Raw genomic sequence first — 13,323 nt, 5'->3', positions numbered from 1 at the left:
AAATAAGGCAAAAAGCGCTGTTTTGGCTGCCATCCGCTCTGGAAGTGGCTAAAAAAGCAGGGTTTTTGTCACAGCGGGACAAAAAAGCCCGTAATTTCGAGACAAAACCGTGCAGAAGGCTATAGGCCTTCAACGGTTGGTCTAATATGCAACCGGCAACGAATCAGAGGAGACACGATGCCAACCCAACTGTCCAAATCGCAGCTGATCGAAAAGATCGCGACTGCCACCGAGCTTTCCAAGCGTGACGTCAAGAACGTCATGGAGACCTTGACGGACGTCGGCCACAAGGAGCTCAAGAAGAACGGCCTGTTCCTGGTGCCGGGCTTTGCCAAGTTCGTGGTCATCAAGAAGCCCGCGACCAAGGCGCGCAAGGGCACCAACCCGTTCACGGGTGAAGAGATGATGTTCAAGGCCAAGCCGGCCCGGAAGATCGTCCGCGCACGGCCCGTGAAGGCCGCCAAGGACGCCGTGGCTTAACGGCTAAAAAGCAAAGGCCCCCTCCCACAAGAGGGGGCCTTTTGTTTTTTGAGGTGCCGCGGGGGCGAGGCGGAGGGGTCAGCCCCTGCGGTATCCGGCTTTGACCCGAACGGGCTGAAGCTGGCCGCGCGGCGCGGGGATCAGACCCCGGAGCCTGTCGATCGCGCGATCGAGCCATTGCCGCAGCCGCCGTGGTCTCCGCACTGTTTTCGTGTTTTTCATCCTCATCATCATTCTCACTCGGCTGCCTCGACCTGCTGCTTGGCCGGGTCGAGCGCTGCGGCAATCGCCTCGTCGACCCGCTCGAGCCAGATGAATTCGAGGCTCTCGCGCGCGCTCTTCGGAATGTCGTCGAAATCGCGCTTGTTGCGCGCCGGCAGCATGACCCGCTTGAGGCCCGCAGCCGCGGCCGCCACCACCTTCTCCTTGATGCCGCCGACCGGCAGGACCAGGCCGCGCAAGGAGATCTCGCCGGTCATGGCCGTGTCGTTGCGCACGGTTCGGTTGGTCAGGAGCGAGGTCAGCGCCGTGAACATCGCAACGCCCGCGCTCGGTCCGTCCTTCGGGGTGGCGCCCGCCGGGACGTGAACGTGAATGTCGCTCTTCTCGAATAGCGCCGGATCGATACCGAGCTGGGTCGTCCGGCTCTTCACCAGTGTCAGCGCAGCCTGCACGCTCTCGCGCATGACGTCGCCGAGCTGGCCCGTCAGGATCAGATTGCCCCTGCCGGGCACGCGCGTCGCCTCGATGAACAGGATGTCGCCGCCGACCGGCGTCCACGCAAGGCCCGTGGCGACGCCGGGTACGCTGGTGCGCAGCGCGATCTCGCCCTCGAAGCGTGGCTGGCCGAGCACCGTCGTGATGTCCTTCGGGCTCACAACGACCTTGGCCGCGGTACCTTCGGCAATCTGCACCGCCGAATGGCGGAACACTTTTCCGATCTCGCGCTCCAGCGAGCGCACGCCGGCCTCCCGCGTGTAGCCCTTGACGATCAGCTTCAGCGCCTCCGGCTCGATCTCGGCCTGTTCGGCCGTGAGGCCATTGGCCTCGAGCTGACGCCGCACCAGATAGCGCCTGGCGATCTCGAGCTTCTCGTCCTCGGTGTAGCCGGCAAGACTGATCAGCTCCATGCGGTCCAGTAGCGGTCCCGGGATCGAGTCCAGCATGTTGGCGGTGGCAATGAAGACCACGCGCGAGAGGTCGAAGGGCACGCCGAGATAGTTGTCCCGGAACGTGCCGTTCTGCTCGGGATCGAGCACCTCAAGCATCGCGGCCGACGGATCGCCCTGCACGCCGCGACCCATCTTGTCGATCTCGTCCAGCATCATCACGCAATTCCGGCTACCTGCCTTCTTGATGCCCTGGATGATGTTGCCGGGCAGCGCGCCGATATAGGTGCGGCGGTGACCGCGGATCTCGGCCTCGTCATGCACGCCGCCAAGGCTGACGCGCACGAAGGGGCGATCCATCGCGCGCGCGATGGACTGGCCGAGCGAGGTCTTGCCGACGCCGGGCGGGCCGACGAAGCACAGGATCGGCGCCTTGCCCTGGGGGGCGAGCTTGCGGACCGCGAGATATTCGATGATGCGGCTCTTGATCTTCTCCAGGCCATAGTGGTCCGCATCGAGGATGCGGCGGGCCTCCGCGATGTCGATCGGCTTCTCCTCGGGCAGCGCCCATGGCAGCTCGATCAGCCAATCCAGATAGGTGCGCACCATGCCGGCCTCGCCGGCGGCTTCCGGCATGCGCTCATAGCGGCGCACCTCCTTCTTTGCGTGGGCTTCTGCCTCCGGCGGCATTTTTGCTTTCGCGATGGCCTCGGTCAGCTCGGCGACCTCAGCGGCCTTGCCGTCACCTTCGCCGAGCTGGCGCTGGATGGTCGCCATCTGCTCGCGCAGGATCGCCTCGCGCTGGCGCTCGTCGAAGGCCGCCTTGGTCTGCTGGCCGATTTCGTTGGAGATGCGTAAGACCTCCAGCCGCTCGGCGAGCTGTTTCGAGACCTTCTCCATGCGGACGGAGAGATCGACAGTCTCCAGGATCTCCTGCTTTTCCTGCGGCTTGATGTCCATATAGGCAGTGGCGAGATCGGCCAGCGCACCGGGCGCGGTCGTGCCCTGGAACATCGCTACTAGTTCGGGCGGCACCTGCGGCAGGAGCTGGATCGCCTCGATCGCCTGGCGCTGCAGATTGAGGAAGCGCGCCTCGATCTCGGGCGAGGTCGTGGTCGGTTCCGGAATCTGCTGCACGCGCGCGGCCGGGAACGGCGTCCCCGGCAGGAAGTCGAGGATGCGCACGCGCTGCACGCCCTGGCAGACGATGTGATGGGTCTCGTCAGGTGCGGTGATGTAGCGCACGATGTTGGCGATTGTCGCGATCCGGTAGAGATCATCCGGGGCGGGATCGTCGATATCGGGGTTGCGCTGGAGCACGATGCCGATCGGCCGCTGCTCGCGCAACGCTTGCTGCGCGGCGGCGATCGACTTCGCCCGCGCGATCGCGATCGGTGCGATCACGCCGGGAAACAGCACCATGTTGCGGACCGGGATGACGATCAACGCGTCGTCCGGGATTTTGACGGCTTCGGTGGTCACGGTGGTTTCGGTCTGTTCGTTGGCCATGGTCGACCTCAGGCGGATTTGGCGAGGCGCAGCGCGACGCAGCCGTCCATCACGAAACGGCTGATGGCATAGCGTCCAACTGGCAGTGCAATACGGCGCTCGAAACGCCCCTGCGGCAGCTCGAGCCGGTGGATGCGGGCATTGCGCAGCTCCGGCGGCAGCGTGCGCCGGCCGGAGATGACGAGCACGCCGTCATGGATCACCGTTTCGACATTGTCGGGATCGACGCCGGGAAGGGCGACCAGGATCAGGAGCTCACGATCGGTCTCCAGCACGTCGATCGGTGGCTCCCAGCAGGACTCCTGACGGCCGAACTGCTGGCGCAGCCGCTCGCCGCGGTTGAGCTGCTCCAGGGCTTCGGAAAGCATCCAGTCGAGGGGATTTTTGGGTTGCATGGCGCGGGCTCTGGAATGGAAAGCCTGCATATGGTGCTGGTTCCGGGGAAATCCAGCGCCAGCCTGCAAGGGTGGCTCGACGGATGGGCGGGCCGTGTTGCCCACCCGAATGCTTCGGCGCCGCTGCATCGCACACGGCGCCGTCTATTGCACCTCGTCGCTTGTGGCCCCTAGGCCGCCGCCCGGTATTGCTCTTCGGCTTCAAGATTGATGACGGAGGTAGCAAGCTCGGTCAGTGCATGGTCGGTCGCTTCCTCTTCGTCCAGCGTTTCCTGGAGCAGACGAGCCGCATCCTGCATGCCGAGTTCCTCGGCCCAGGTGCGCAGCGTGCCGTAGCGGGAGATCTCATAGTGCTCGACGGCTTGCGCCGCCGCGAGCAGGCCAGCATCGAGCGCCGGCGCGCCCTTGAACTCCTTCATGATCTCCGCGCCTTCATCCGCGATGCCGTTGATGGCTTCGCAGGGTTTGCCGCGCGCCGGCTTGCCCAGCATCTTGAACACCTGGTCCAGGCGCTTCACCTGGCCTTGCGTCTCCTTGAGGTGCTTGTTGAAGGCGGCGGTGAGGTCCTTTGATTGCGCGGCCTTCGCCATCTTCGGCAGTGTCTTGATGATCTTGTTCTCGGCGAAATAGATGTCCTTCAGCGTTTCGAGAAACAGGTCGTTCAGCGTCTTCGGCGCCCGGCGCGCGCGCCGCGCCGTCGATGTCTTCGTTGCTCGTTTTTTTGCTCGCTTAGCCATGGATCCTCCTCTTGAGGTCGACGGGAAGACGTCTGCTTCCTCGATCCTCACGCGATCAAGGCGTGAGGTTGGCCCAAGGTTCCAATCGACATGAGGAGGCGACGATCCGCCGCTCGGCCCGGCGGCTCGTGGAGCCTCGCCTCCATGGCCGGCGCGCATCACACCGGTAGACGAGGCCGCATGCGTCGATGAATCAGGGCCAGAGCATCGTGGCCGAGGCGTGACCCAGGAGCATGGCGATTCCGCCGTCGCTCATGATCGAACTTCGCTGGTTTTTCAGACTGGCGACGCCGCGCGCTCGCGCCTGCTCGGCATTTGCCTGCGGCCGATGCCGTGCTGTTCATGCTGAAGGGCATCACCTGGGTCCGCGCCAACCTGTCGTGATGCCGTCAAATTGGATCAATTTATTGATTCTGTTGTAATTTTCGTACGACTCCCGGAGCGAAAGTATTACCTTTCGCAATGCCATCCGCTTTCTCTTGCGCAGCCTCATGGCTTTGACGTAACTCGGATCGAACAGCGCGGAACGCGCGCATCGCCAGGATGCCGATCCCGATGACAACACAGCGCATGGCCGGCGACGGCATGGCCGAAGATTAGAAGAGCCTCGCCGGTGTTCGCGCGGATCAGGCACATCGTCGATCTAAAGAGATCGCACAAGGGGTCGAACAAGGCATCCAACCGGGTGCTCGTCCGCATCCGCGCGCTCCTGCGCAGCAATGAATTCTATCTGATCCCGCTCGCGCTTCTGATCGGCATCGCCACCGGCGGCGTCGTGACGCTGATGGCCGAGATCGCGCAGATCGCCCACGTCCTGATCTTCGGCATTCCCGTCGACGTGCGGCTGTCGGCGAACGCCTATGTCAGCCCGTGGGCGGCGCTGAGCGCGCCTGCCCTTGGCGGTCTGGCGCTAGGGATGATGGAATGGTCGCGGCGGCGGCTGAAGATCTCCAGCGCCGTCGACCCGATCGAGGCCAACGCGCTGCGCGGCGGCAATCTGTCCCTGCGCGACAGCGTGGTGGTCTCGAGCCAGACGCTGATCTCCAACGGCTGCGGCGCCTCCGTGGGTCTCGAGGCCGGCTATACCCAGATAGGCTCCGGCATCGCATCGCTGCTCGGTCAGTTTTTCAACCTCCGGCGCAACGATCTCCGCCTGATCGTCGGCTGCGGCGCTGCGGCTGCCATCGCGGCTGCCTTCGGCGCACCGATCACCGGCGCGTTCTACGCCTGCGAGCTGATCGTCGGCGTTTATGCGGTCGGGAGCGCCGCGCCGATCCTGGCGGCTTCGCTCGCCGGCGCCCTGACCGCGCAATGGCTCGGCGGCGCGCCGTATTCCATCGAGATACCGAAGGTCAGCTCGGTCGGGATCGAGCAATATCTCGCCCTGATCGGGCTCGCGCTGGTCACCGGCGGCGTCGGCATTGCCGTGATGCGCTCTTCCTCGATGTTCGAGCGCCTGTTCGCCTGGCTTCCGGTCTGGCTGCGCCCGGTGCTCGGCGGCCTCATCGTCGGCTCTTTTGCGATCGTCACTCCGCAGGTGCTCGCGGCCGGCCACGGGGCCATGGTGCTCGACCTTTTCCACGACATGACGATCAGCCTGATCGCGCTGATCATCGCCCTGAAGCTGACCGCCTGCCTCATCTCGCTCGCTTCGGGCTTCCGCGGCGGCCTGTTCTTCGCTTCGCTGTTCGTCGGGGCCTTGATCGGCAAGTTCTTCGCCGCCGTGCTGCTTCTGGTCAGCCCGAACTTCGCGATCGATCCGCTGGTTGCGATGCTCACGGGCATGGCGACGCTCGGGGTTGCCATCGTCGGCGGCCCCCTGACGATGTCGTTCCTGGTGCTGGAGATGACGCGCAATGTCGACGTCACCGCCGTGGTGTTGGCGGGCTGCATCGTTACCTCGATCTGCGTGCGCTTCATGTTCGGCCATTCGTTCTCGACCTGGCGCCTGCATCTGCGTGGCGAGACCATCCGCAGCGCCAACGACGTCGGCTGGCTGCGCAACCTGACAGTCGAACGGATGATGCGGAGCGACGTCGGCAAGGTGCCGTCCTCGACGACGATTGCCGCGACAAGGCGCGAATTCGCGCTTGGCTCGCGGCCGGGCATCGTCGTCGTCAACAATGCTGACGAATATGTCGGCCTCGTCATGCTGCCCGACCTGTTCTCCAGCGACCTCGACACCATCGCCGACGACATCCAGGTGATCGAGCTCGCCCGCTATACCGACATCGTGCTGATCCCGGAAATGAACGTAAAAAGCGCTATGGCGGTGTTCGACGAGGCGGAGGCGGAGATGCTGGCGGTGGTCGAATCCACCGATGGCCGCAAGGTGATCGGCTTCCTCACCGAGACCTTCGCCCGCCGCCGCTATGTCGAGGAAATCGACAAGGCGACGCGCGGCGTGCTGGGGGCGTTGTCGTAGCGCGCAGCGGTATCGGAGGAGGGGTGTCGCGGCGCTCGTCTCGACCCGGCCTCACAGTTTCCATGATGGGGTCTTGCTTTGGACAAACCGCATTGGCGATGATCAGCCAAGCGGAAATGCGACGGATGCCCCTGGGGCGACATTGGGCTGGGGCAAGGAGCGCCAATGAGTGCCGTGATTAACTCGACACAAATCGAACCGCGTCATGTCCTGTCCACGCGCATGGACGAAGAGCTCACGCATACCTACGAGAAGATCAGAAGCGTGGATGAAGAGATCGCGCGCGCGAGCGAGCAGCTTTCCAGGCTGGAGCGCGAGGAGCGTGATGACGCGCGTAGCCGCCTGCCGCGTGGCCGGCCGGCGCTTCGCGGCCTCGTCGGCCTGGCACTGGCGGCGGGGATTGGCGCCGCGGCCTTGGTCTCGCAATCGTCCCGAGGTGATGAGGTCAGGCAGATGATCGCCGGATGGGCACCGCTGCATGCTGCGATGCTGTCGCCGTCGCAAGCAGAGCCGATGTCCGACGCACAGCCCAGCGCGACTGGCGAGCTGGCTCAGGCCCAAGCCTCGACGCAACCGGTACCTGCCGTTCAGGCCGTTCCGGAGGCGGTCGCGCCGGCCGTTACCACGCTCCCGCCGCAGGTGACGGAATTGCTCGAGAAGATGGCCAGCGATCTCGCCAACGTGCAGCAGGGCATCGAGCAGCTCAAGGCAAGCCAGGCGCAATTGAAAGCAAACCAGGAGCAAATGTCCGTCGACAATCTCAGGGTTGCCGACGAGTTGAAAGCGAGCCAAGAGCAAATGGCGCGTCTTGTCGTCAAGACGCCAGACAACAAGCCGCCGGCCAATACGCCCGAAAGGACGGCCGGGAAGTCCGCTCACCAGATGTCCGATCCCGACACGCGGCCGAAGACGGCCACTGCTGCCGTGCCTCCGCCGCGCCCGGCCGCGGCCTCGTCACGCAAGCCGGCGCAGGCCGCGCCCGCGCCGCACGCGGCGGTGCAGCGGCAGGCCCCGGTGCAACTGGAGTCCGCGCAACAATAGTTGTCGGCGCGGCTCTCGATCTCGGCCCTCGTACCTTGCCCGCGGGAAGGGTGACCTCACTCCAGCCGGTCGACCTGGCGCAGGATGGGGAATAGCTTCATCCACAACAGCGCCACTGCGATCGTGCCGATGCCGCCGAGCAGCGCAGCCGGCATCGCGCCGAGCAGGGCGGCGAGCATGCCGCTCTCGAATTCGCCGAGCTGGTTCGAGGCGTTGATGAAGAGGAAGTTGACGGCGCCGACGCGGCCGCGCATTGCGTCGGGTGTGGCGAGTTGCACCAGTGCAACGCGGACGATGACGCTGATCGTGTCGGCCGCGCCCATGGCCATCAGCGCCGCGACTGACAGCCATACGGTTTGCGAGACTGCGAAGACGATGGTGGCGAGTCCGAAGGCAATCACCGCCTGGAACATCCGCAGGCCCGCTCGACGCGCGATCGGATGGCGTGCGATCACCGCAGTCATCAAAAGCGCACCGACGGCGGGCGCTGCCCGCATCACGCCGAGCGCCCAAGGGCCGGCATGCAGGATATCCTTCGCGTAGATCGGCAGCAGCGCGGTCGCGCCGCCGAGCAATACGGCGAACAGGTCGAGCGAGATCGTGCCGAGGATTGCGGGATTGCTGCGCACGAACGCGATGCCCGCGAACAATTCGGCGAGGTTCGGCGGCTCGGATTCGGCGGGACGCTCAAGCTCGATCGCGCCGACGAGCGCCACGGCCAGGAGTGAGCATAGCGCCATGATGCCGTAAGGCGCGCCGGGCGCGAGTGCGTAGGCGAGCCCTCCGAGCGCGGGACCCGTGATCGTGGCGAACTGCCGTGTGCCGGTCGCCATGGCGGTCGCGCGTTGGAGCATGCCGCCCGGTGCGACGCCGGGCAGCAGCGCAGAGGAGGCGGGGCTTTCGAAGGCGCCGGCGAACCCGAGGATGGCAAGGACCGCGAAGATCTCCGGTGCCGTTACCGTTCCCGCGAGCGTGCGTATGCCGAGCCAGGCTGCGGCCAAGGCCTGCATCACCTGGCAAAGCTGAACGATGCGGCGGCGGTCGTAGCGATCGGCCACATGCCCTGCGATGAAGACGAGAATGGCACTCGGAATGAACTGCACGAGGCCTGCCATGCCGAGATAGAAGGCGCTGCCGGTCAGTTCATAGATTTGCCAGCCCACGGCAACGGTTGCGACGTTGTGAGCGAATTCCGAGAGCATGCTGGAGCCGATATAGAGCAGCAGCGGCCGACGTCGCGTCAGCGTCTCGGCCGGATTTGCGGCAGAAGCCGTTTGGTCTGAAGTCATTTGATCCAAATTTCATGCGAGGTGAGGGGCAGGGACGGCGGGCACTGCCCCCATCCCTCGCCGGTTAGCGGGACGAGTCCGCGGAGGGCGCGACCACGAAGGCGACGATCCGGCGGACGAGCGGCAGAACCACCAGCAACGTCGGAAAGGCAACGAGCCACGACAGTCCCCAGGCCACTGGCCACGTCGCCAGGAAGAGCGGGGTCGGTCCAAGGCTCTTTAGTGTCGAGATCATCGACACCACGGCCGTCATGAGGATGGAAAGCACCAATGGCATGACGACAGGCGCATAGCACGCCGGCAGTTTGCGAACTGCAATCATGTGATCTCTTTGGGAAAAGGACGCGTCAGTCACGTTGAACCCTCAAAAATGCATCGATCCCGACCGCGTCGGTTGATGCGTTGGTTCACGTGAAACGCTTACGGCGCCGCAAAACAGCGCGCCGGTTACATAACCGCCCCGCTGAAATCGATCAAGCCGGATTTGCCAGGCAGGTTTACAATCGTTCAAATCGGCGCGGCGGATTGCCGCGATCGGGCAACCACATCGCTGGGTTGTGGATTATGTATCGTTTTCATATCTGTAGTTTGGTTCTTTGAGCGCGAACGGAGGAAGGCTCAGATGACGGATCAAATCACGATGTCCTTGAAAAGCAGAAAGGTCCTGCTGGCCACGCTCGCTGGCCTCGCATTCGTCGCGGCGTCGGCGGTGCCGCCGGCTGCGGCGTCACAGACGTCACTTTCGAAGTCGGCCACCACGGTCGCCCCGGCTTCCGCCGCTGCGACCGACTTTAGCGCTGCACGACGCCGCTATTATCGTCGCGGACCGAGTGCTGCGGGCCTCGCCTTCATGGGCGCGGCGACCGGCTTGATCGCCGGCGCAATCGCCGAGCAACGGCGGCGGGATTACTACGAGAACAATTACTATTATGGCCCGGGTCCCTCTTACGGCCCCGGCTATTACGGCGGCAGTCCTTATTATGGCGGTCCGCGCTACTATCAGCCGTACTGATCGCAAGAGCTTGCCATCGGAGTGCGCGCGGACAAGCGCGCCTCTAAAAGCACGATGAGATTAGGGTGAATCGTCATCGTGCTTTATGTTGTTTGAGTATGATGTTGTTTGAGCATGATCTTTTCGGAACACCGCTCCACGCTTTTCCGGATCATGCTCTAGCGGGGCAGCAGGTTCGTCTTGGCGAGATCGACGACTTCGTCGCCGCGGCCGTTCATCACGGCACGCAGGACCCAGAGACTGAAGCCCCTGATCTGCTCCGGGGTGATCGTCGGCGGCATCGAGAGCTCCTGCTTGGCGGTGACCACATCAAGGAGCGCCGGACCGTCATGCGTCAGGATCTCCTGCATCGCGCCCGGGAGCTCGCCCGGGTCCTCGACGCGGCGACCCATGATGCCCATGGCGCGGGCCATGGCTGCAAAGTCGGGGTTTTTCAGATCCACGTTGGTGTCGACGAAGCCTGCAGCCTTCATCTCGAGCGCGACGAAACCGAGCACGCCATTGTTGAAGACGACGACCTTCACCGGCAGCTTCATCTGGGTGAGCGTGATCAGGTCGCCCATCAGCATGGTGAAGCCGCCATCGCCCGATAGCGAAATGACCTGACGTCCTGGCTGCGCCGCCTGCGCGCCGATCGCCTGCGGCATGGCGTTGGCCATGGAGCCGTGCACGAATGATCCGATCAGCCGGCGGCGTCCGTTCATCTGCAGATAGCGTGCGGCCCAGACGGTCGGCGTGCCGACATCGGCGGTGAAGACCGCATCGTCAGACGCATGGTCGCTGATGACCTTCGCGAGATATTGCGGATGGATCGGCTTGCGGCCCGGGGTCCCCTCCGCGAGCGCGTCGAGGCCCTCGCGCGCCTTCTTGTAGTGCGCGATCGCATTGTCGAGATGCCGTCGTTCGGTCTTGATCGTCAACAGCGGCAGCAACGCTTCGATGGTCAATTTGACGTCGCCAACCACGCCGAGATCGAGCCTGCAGCGCCGGCCGAGATTTTCCGGTCTGATGTCGATTTGCGCGATCTGGCAGTCAGTCGGGAAGAACTGCTTGTAGGGAAAATCAGTACCCAGCATCAGCAGGACGTCGCAGGCATGCATGGCTGCATAACCGGACGAGAAGCCGATGAAGCCGGTCATGCCGACGTCATAGGGATTGTCGTATTCGACATGCTCCTTGCCTCCGAGCGCATGGACGATGGGACTCTTCAAGGTCTCGGCCATCTGCATCAGCGGTGCGTGCGCGCCCGCGCATCCCCGGCCGCAGAACAGCGTGACGCGCTCCGTGCCGTTCAAGAGAGACGCCAGCGCCGCCAGTTCGTTGGTCTCGGGCACGATCTTTGGCGCCGCGAGCGCCAGGCCCCGCGCGGTCGCGAGAGCACGCTTAGGTGGGGCGCGAAATGCGACGTCGCCTGGTATGGCCACCACTGCAACCCCGCGCAATCCGACCGCAGCGCGGATGGCGTTTTCCAGCACATAAGGCAATTGGCCGGGATCCGAGATCAGCTCGCAATAGTGGCTGCACTCCTGGAACAGATTTTGCGGATGGGTCTCCTGAAAATAGCCGCCGCCGATTTCGGCGGAGGGGATTTGGGCTGCGATCGCCAGCACCGGAACGCGGCTGCGGTGAGCATCGAACAAGCCATTGACGAGGTGCAGATTGCCCGGCCCGCAGGAGCCGGCGCAAACTGCAAGGCTGCCCGTCATCTCGGCCTCGCCTGCCGCGGCAAACGCTGCGACTTCCTCGTGCCGCACATGCACCCACTCGATGGTGCCGCGACGGCGCAACGCTTCCGTGAGGCCGTTGAGGCTGTCACCGACGATACCATAGATGCGCTTGACACCAGCCTGCTCGAGCGTTGCCACGAAGAGATCGGCCACGTTGTTGATCGCCATCACGTTCTCCCGGTATCGCTGATGTTGTCGGCCGACTGTCGCGTTCTGAAGCGCTCCAACCTCGGGGCGTGCATCAACATGACGTCAGGATAGGGTACAAACGCATCCTGACGCGATCACGGCTGGTTTATTGGGAAGTCGGTACGCTGTGGTTTGCGCACCTTGCTCCGCCTTTGCGGAAGCAATCACCGCCCTGCGGGTGCCGATAGCGCACCGGTCGAGTAGCGCCACCAGTCGACTGCGCGTGGCTCGGTCGGCCAGACGGCCGCGTTGGAGTCGCGGAAGGACTGGGTGGCAGGGGCGGGGGCCTTGCGGGCGTGGTGGCGCTGGCCTGCCGAGGCCTGAATCGTGAGGGCCACGAGCAGCGTGGTGGCGAGCAGCGTCGGTGTTGTTGTTCGCATCATTGCTCTCCCTGGTGGACGCTGACAGAGAAGCTGACAGGGAAAATGGCTCGTGCCGGCGCCGCCGTTCATGAGAGATGGCGATGCGTCTTGCCGAATATCACGGTTTCAGCCATCACGAAGCGGCGAGCCAAAACTTTGGTCGCGGCTAAATATTCGGCAATGGCGCCGGTGGTCCCGATGGACTTGCCCCGCGCGATCCGGTTCAATGGGGCGAGTTGATGTATCGAGCCACAACGATGTGGAAATATTTGCTGGTCCTGTTGCTGCTGGGGTCGCCTGCTATGGCTCAGGTCAAGCCGGTCCCGAAGACCGTGACGGCGGCGCGCCCGGACCCCTGCGCCCCGATCGGGCGCACCGCCGATGGCAAGCTGGTGTATTCGATGAAATGCGAGAACCTGCCGCCGCCACCGCCCCAGGCGGAACTGAAGGAGGTGCCCCCGCCCGCCGCCGAGCCGGAGCCCGAGACGCGACGGAGCGGGATTTTCGGCTGGTCCTACGACCGCAGGTAAGGCTCACGCCACTTGCGCTCATCCCGCCGGAATGCTCTTTGCTTGGGAGTTAGCTTAAGAGTGCCCTTTGGAGGGCCGATGCCCTCCCACCTAGAGAGATGAGATGAGCAAACTCGTTATCCGCGCCGGCGATTTCACCTTCGATGCCCGCTTTGAGGAGCAGTTGGCGCCGAAGACCGTCGCCGCATTCCGTAAAGCCATGCCGTTCGAAAGCCACATCATCCATGTGCGCTGGAGTGGCGAGGGCGTGTGGATGCCGCTCGGCGACCTCGATTTCGGCGTCGGCTACGAGAACCATACCAGCTATCCCGCGCCGGGCCAGATCATCCTCTATCCCGGCGGCATCAGCGAGACCGAGATCCTGCTCGCCTATGGCGGCGTGCACTTCGCGAGCAAAATGGGCCAGCTCGCCGGCAACCACTTCATTACGCTGACGTCGGGTCTGGAGAATCTGGCGACGCTGGGCAAGAGCGTGCTGTGGAAGGGCGCGCTGCCAATCCGCTTCGAGGAAGTCTGAC

At 64.2% G+C, this 13,323-nt stretch carries 13 protein-coding genes; 6 read left to right on the top strand and 7 right to left on the bottom strand.

Annotated elements, in window-relative coordinates; genetic code table 11:
* Positions 1–177 precede the first annotated feature (177 nt).
* Positions 178–480 (top strand): HU family DNA-binding protein, encoded by a 303-nt coding sequence (locus ACV1FX_RS10810; RefSeq protein WP_027528369.1) that lies wholly within the window; start codon positions 178–180, stop codon positions 478–480.
* Positions 481–716: 236 nt separating this feature from the next.
* Here ACV1FX_RS10810 and lon read toward each other — a convergent pair whose 3' ends face one another.
* From lon to ACV1FX_RS10795, 3 genes are all read right to left on the bottom strand, one after another.
* Entirely contained in the window at positions 717–3,098 is a 2,382-nt protein-coding gene (lon, locus tag ACV1FX_RS10805; RefSeq protein WP_473117535.1) for an endopeptidase La, read from the bottom strand.
* 8 nt (positions 3,099–3,106) lie between these two features.
* Positions 3,107–3,493, bottom strand: a complete 387-nt coding sequence (locus ACV1FX_RS10800) for an Hsp20/alpha crystallin family protein (RefSeq protein WP_254111443.1) — start codon at positions 3,491–3,493, stop codon at positions 3,107–3,109.
* A 170-nt stretch (positions 3,494–3,663) separates the two neighbouring features.
* Positions 3,664–4,230, bottom strand: a complete 567-nt coding sequence (locus ACV1FX_RS10795; protein WP_473117534.1) for a YciE/YciF ferroxidase family protein — start codon at positions 4,228–4,230, stop codon at positions 3,664–3,666.
* Between the two features lie 613 nt (positions 4,231–4,843).
* On the opposite strand from ACV1FX_RS10795, the gene ACV1FX_RS10790 reads away from it, so the two are divergent.
* The gene (locus ACV1FX_RS10790) at positions 4,844–6,655 is read left to right on the top strand and encodes a chloride channel protein (RefSeq protein WP_473117533.1); all 1,812 of its coding nucleotides are present in this window, start codon (positions 4,844–4,846) and stop codon (positions 6,653–6,655) included.
* Positions 6,656–6,820: 165 nt separating this feature from the next.
* Complete coding sequence (locus ACV1FX_RS10785; protein ID WP_473117532.1) at positions 6,821–7,696, top strand: hypothetical protein; 876 nt, start codon at positions 6,821–6,823, stop codon at positions 7,694–7,696.
* Positions 7,697–7,752: 56 nt separating this feature from the next.
* On the opposite strand, the gene ACV1FX_RS10780 is transcribed toward ACV1FX_RS10785, so the two are convergent.
* Positions 7,753–8,985, bottom strand: a complete 1,233-nt coding sequence (locus tag ACV1FX_RS10780; RefSeq protein ID WP_473117531.1) for an MFS transporter — start codon at positions 8,983–8,985, stop codon at positions 7,753–7,755.
* Between the two features lie 64 nt (positions 8,986–9,049).
* A complete protein-coding gene (locus ACV1FX_RS10775; protein ID WP_473117530.1) occupies positions 9,050–9,307 on the bottom strand; it encodes a DUF2798 domain-containing protein in 258 nt (85 codons plus the stop codon).
* 300 nt (positions 9,308–9,607) lie between these two features.
* Between ACV1FX_RS10775 and ACV1FX_RS10770 the strand changes: the two genes are divergently transcribed.
* A complete protein-coding gene (locus ACV1FX_RS10770; RefSeq protein ID WP_473117529.1) occupies positions 9,608–9,997 on the top strand; it encodes a hypothetical protein in 390 nt (129 codons plus the stop codon).
* A gap of 158 nt (positions 9,998–10,155) precedes the next feature.
* Here ACV1FX_RS10770 and poxB read toward each other — a convergent pair whose 3' ends face one another.
* Both poxB and ACV1FX_RS10760 read right to left on the bottom strand, forming a co-directional pair.
* Complete coding sequence (poxB, locus tag ACV1FX_RS10765) at positions 10,156–11,892, bottom strand: ubiquinone-dependent pyruvate dehydrogenase (RefSeq protein ID WP_473117528.1); 1,737 nt, start codon at positions 11,890–11,892, stop codon at positions 10,156–10,158.
* Positions 11,893–12,077: 185 nt separating this feature from the next.
* The gene (locus tag ACV1FX_RS10760) at positions 12,078–12,293 is read right to left on the bottom strand and encodes a hypothetical protein (RefSeq protein WP_473117527.1); all 216 of its coding nucleotides are present in this window, start codon (positions 12,291–12,293) and stop codon (positions 12,078–12,080) included.
* Between the two features lie 239 nt (positions 12,294–12,532).
* Between ACV1FX_RS10760 and ACV1FX_RS10755 the strand changes: the two genes are divergently transcribed.
* Both ACV1FX_RS10755 and ACV1FX_RS10750 read left to right on the top strand, forming a co-directional pair.
* Positions 12,533–12,805, top strand: coding sequence for a hypothetical protein (locus ACV1FX_RS10755; protein WP_473117582.1), 273 nt, complete (start codon positions 12,533–12,535; stop codon positions 12,803–12,805).
* Positions 12,806–12,908: 103 nt separating this feature from the next.
* Positions 12,909–13,322, top strand: a complete 414-nt coding sequence (locus ACV1FX_RS10750) for a DUF3830 family protein (protein ID WP_027528380.1) — start codon at positions 12,909–12,911, stop codon at positions 13,320–13,322.
* The last annotated feature ends 1 nt before the right edge of the window (position 13,323 follow it).

This window comes from Bradyrhizobium ingae (assembly GCF_055791185.1).
The sequence above is the reverse complement of the archived record's forward strand: the minus strand, read 5'-3'. Positions and strand labels throughout refer to the sequence as shown.

Bases quoted from the DNA above. Each gene is read 5' to 3' on its own strand.
- ACV1FX_RS10810 (WP_027528369.1), top strand. From the start codon at position 178: ATGCCAACCCAACTGTCCAAATCGCAGCTGATCGAAAAGATCGCGACT.
- lon (WP_473117535.1), bottom strand. From the start codon at position 3,098: ATGGCCAACGAACAGACCGAAACCACCGTGACCACCGAAGCCGTCAAA.
- ACV1FX_RS10800 (WP_254111443.1), bottom strand. From the start codon at position 3,493: ATGCAACCCAAAAATCCCCTCGACTGGATGCTTTCCGAAGCCCTGGAG.
- ACV1FX_RS10795 (WP_473117534.1), bottom strand. From the start codon at position 4,230: ATGGCTAAGCGAGCAAAAAAACGAGCAACGAAGACATCGACGGCGCGG.
- ACV1FX_RS10785 (WP_473117532.1), top strand. From the start codon at position 6,821: ATGAGTGCCGTGATTAACTCGACACAAATCGAACCGCGTCATGTCCTG.
- ACV1FX_RS10780 (WP_473117531.1), bottom strand. From the start codon at position 8,985: ATGACTTCAGACCAAACGGCTTCTGCCGCAAATCCGGCCGAGACGCTG.
- ACV1FX_RS10775 (WP_473117530.1), bottom strand. From the start codon at position 9,307: ATGATTGCAGTTCGCAAACTGCCGGCGTGCTATGCGCCTGTCGTCATG.
- ACV1FX_RS10770 (WP_473117529.1), top strand. From the start codon at position 9,608: ATGACGGATCAAATCACGATGTCCTTGAAAAGCAGAAAGGTCCTGCTG.
- poxB (WP_473117528.1), bottom strand. From the start codon at position 11,892: ATGGCGATCAACAACGTGGCCGATCTCTTCGTGGCAACGCTCGAGCAG.
- ACV1FX_RS10760 (WP_473117527.1), bottom strand. From the start codon at position 12,293: ATGCGAACAACAACACCGACGCTGCTCGCCACCACGCTGCTCGTGGCC.
- ACV1FX_RS10755 (WP_473117582.1), top strand. From the start codon at position 12,533: ATGTGGAAATATTTGCTGGTCCTGTTGCTGCTGGGGTCGCCTGCTATG.
- ACV1FX_RS10750 (WP_027528380.1), top strand. From the start codon at position 12,909: ATGAGCAAACTCGTTATCCGCGCCGGCGATTTCACCTTCGATGCCCGC.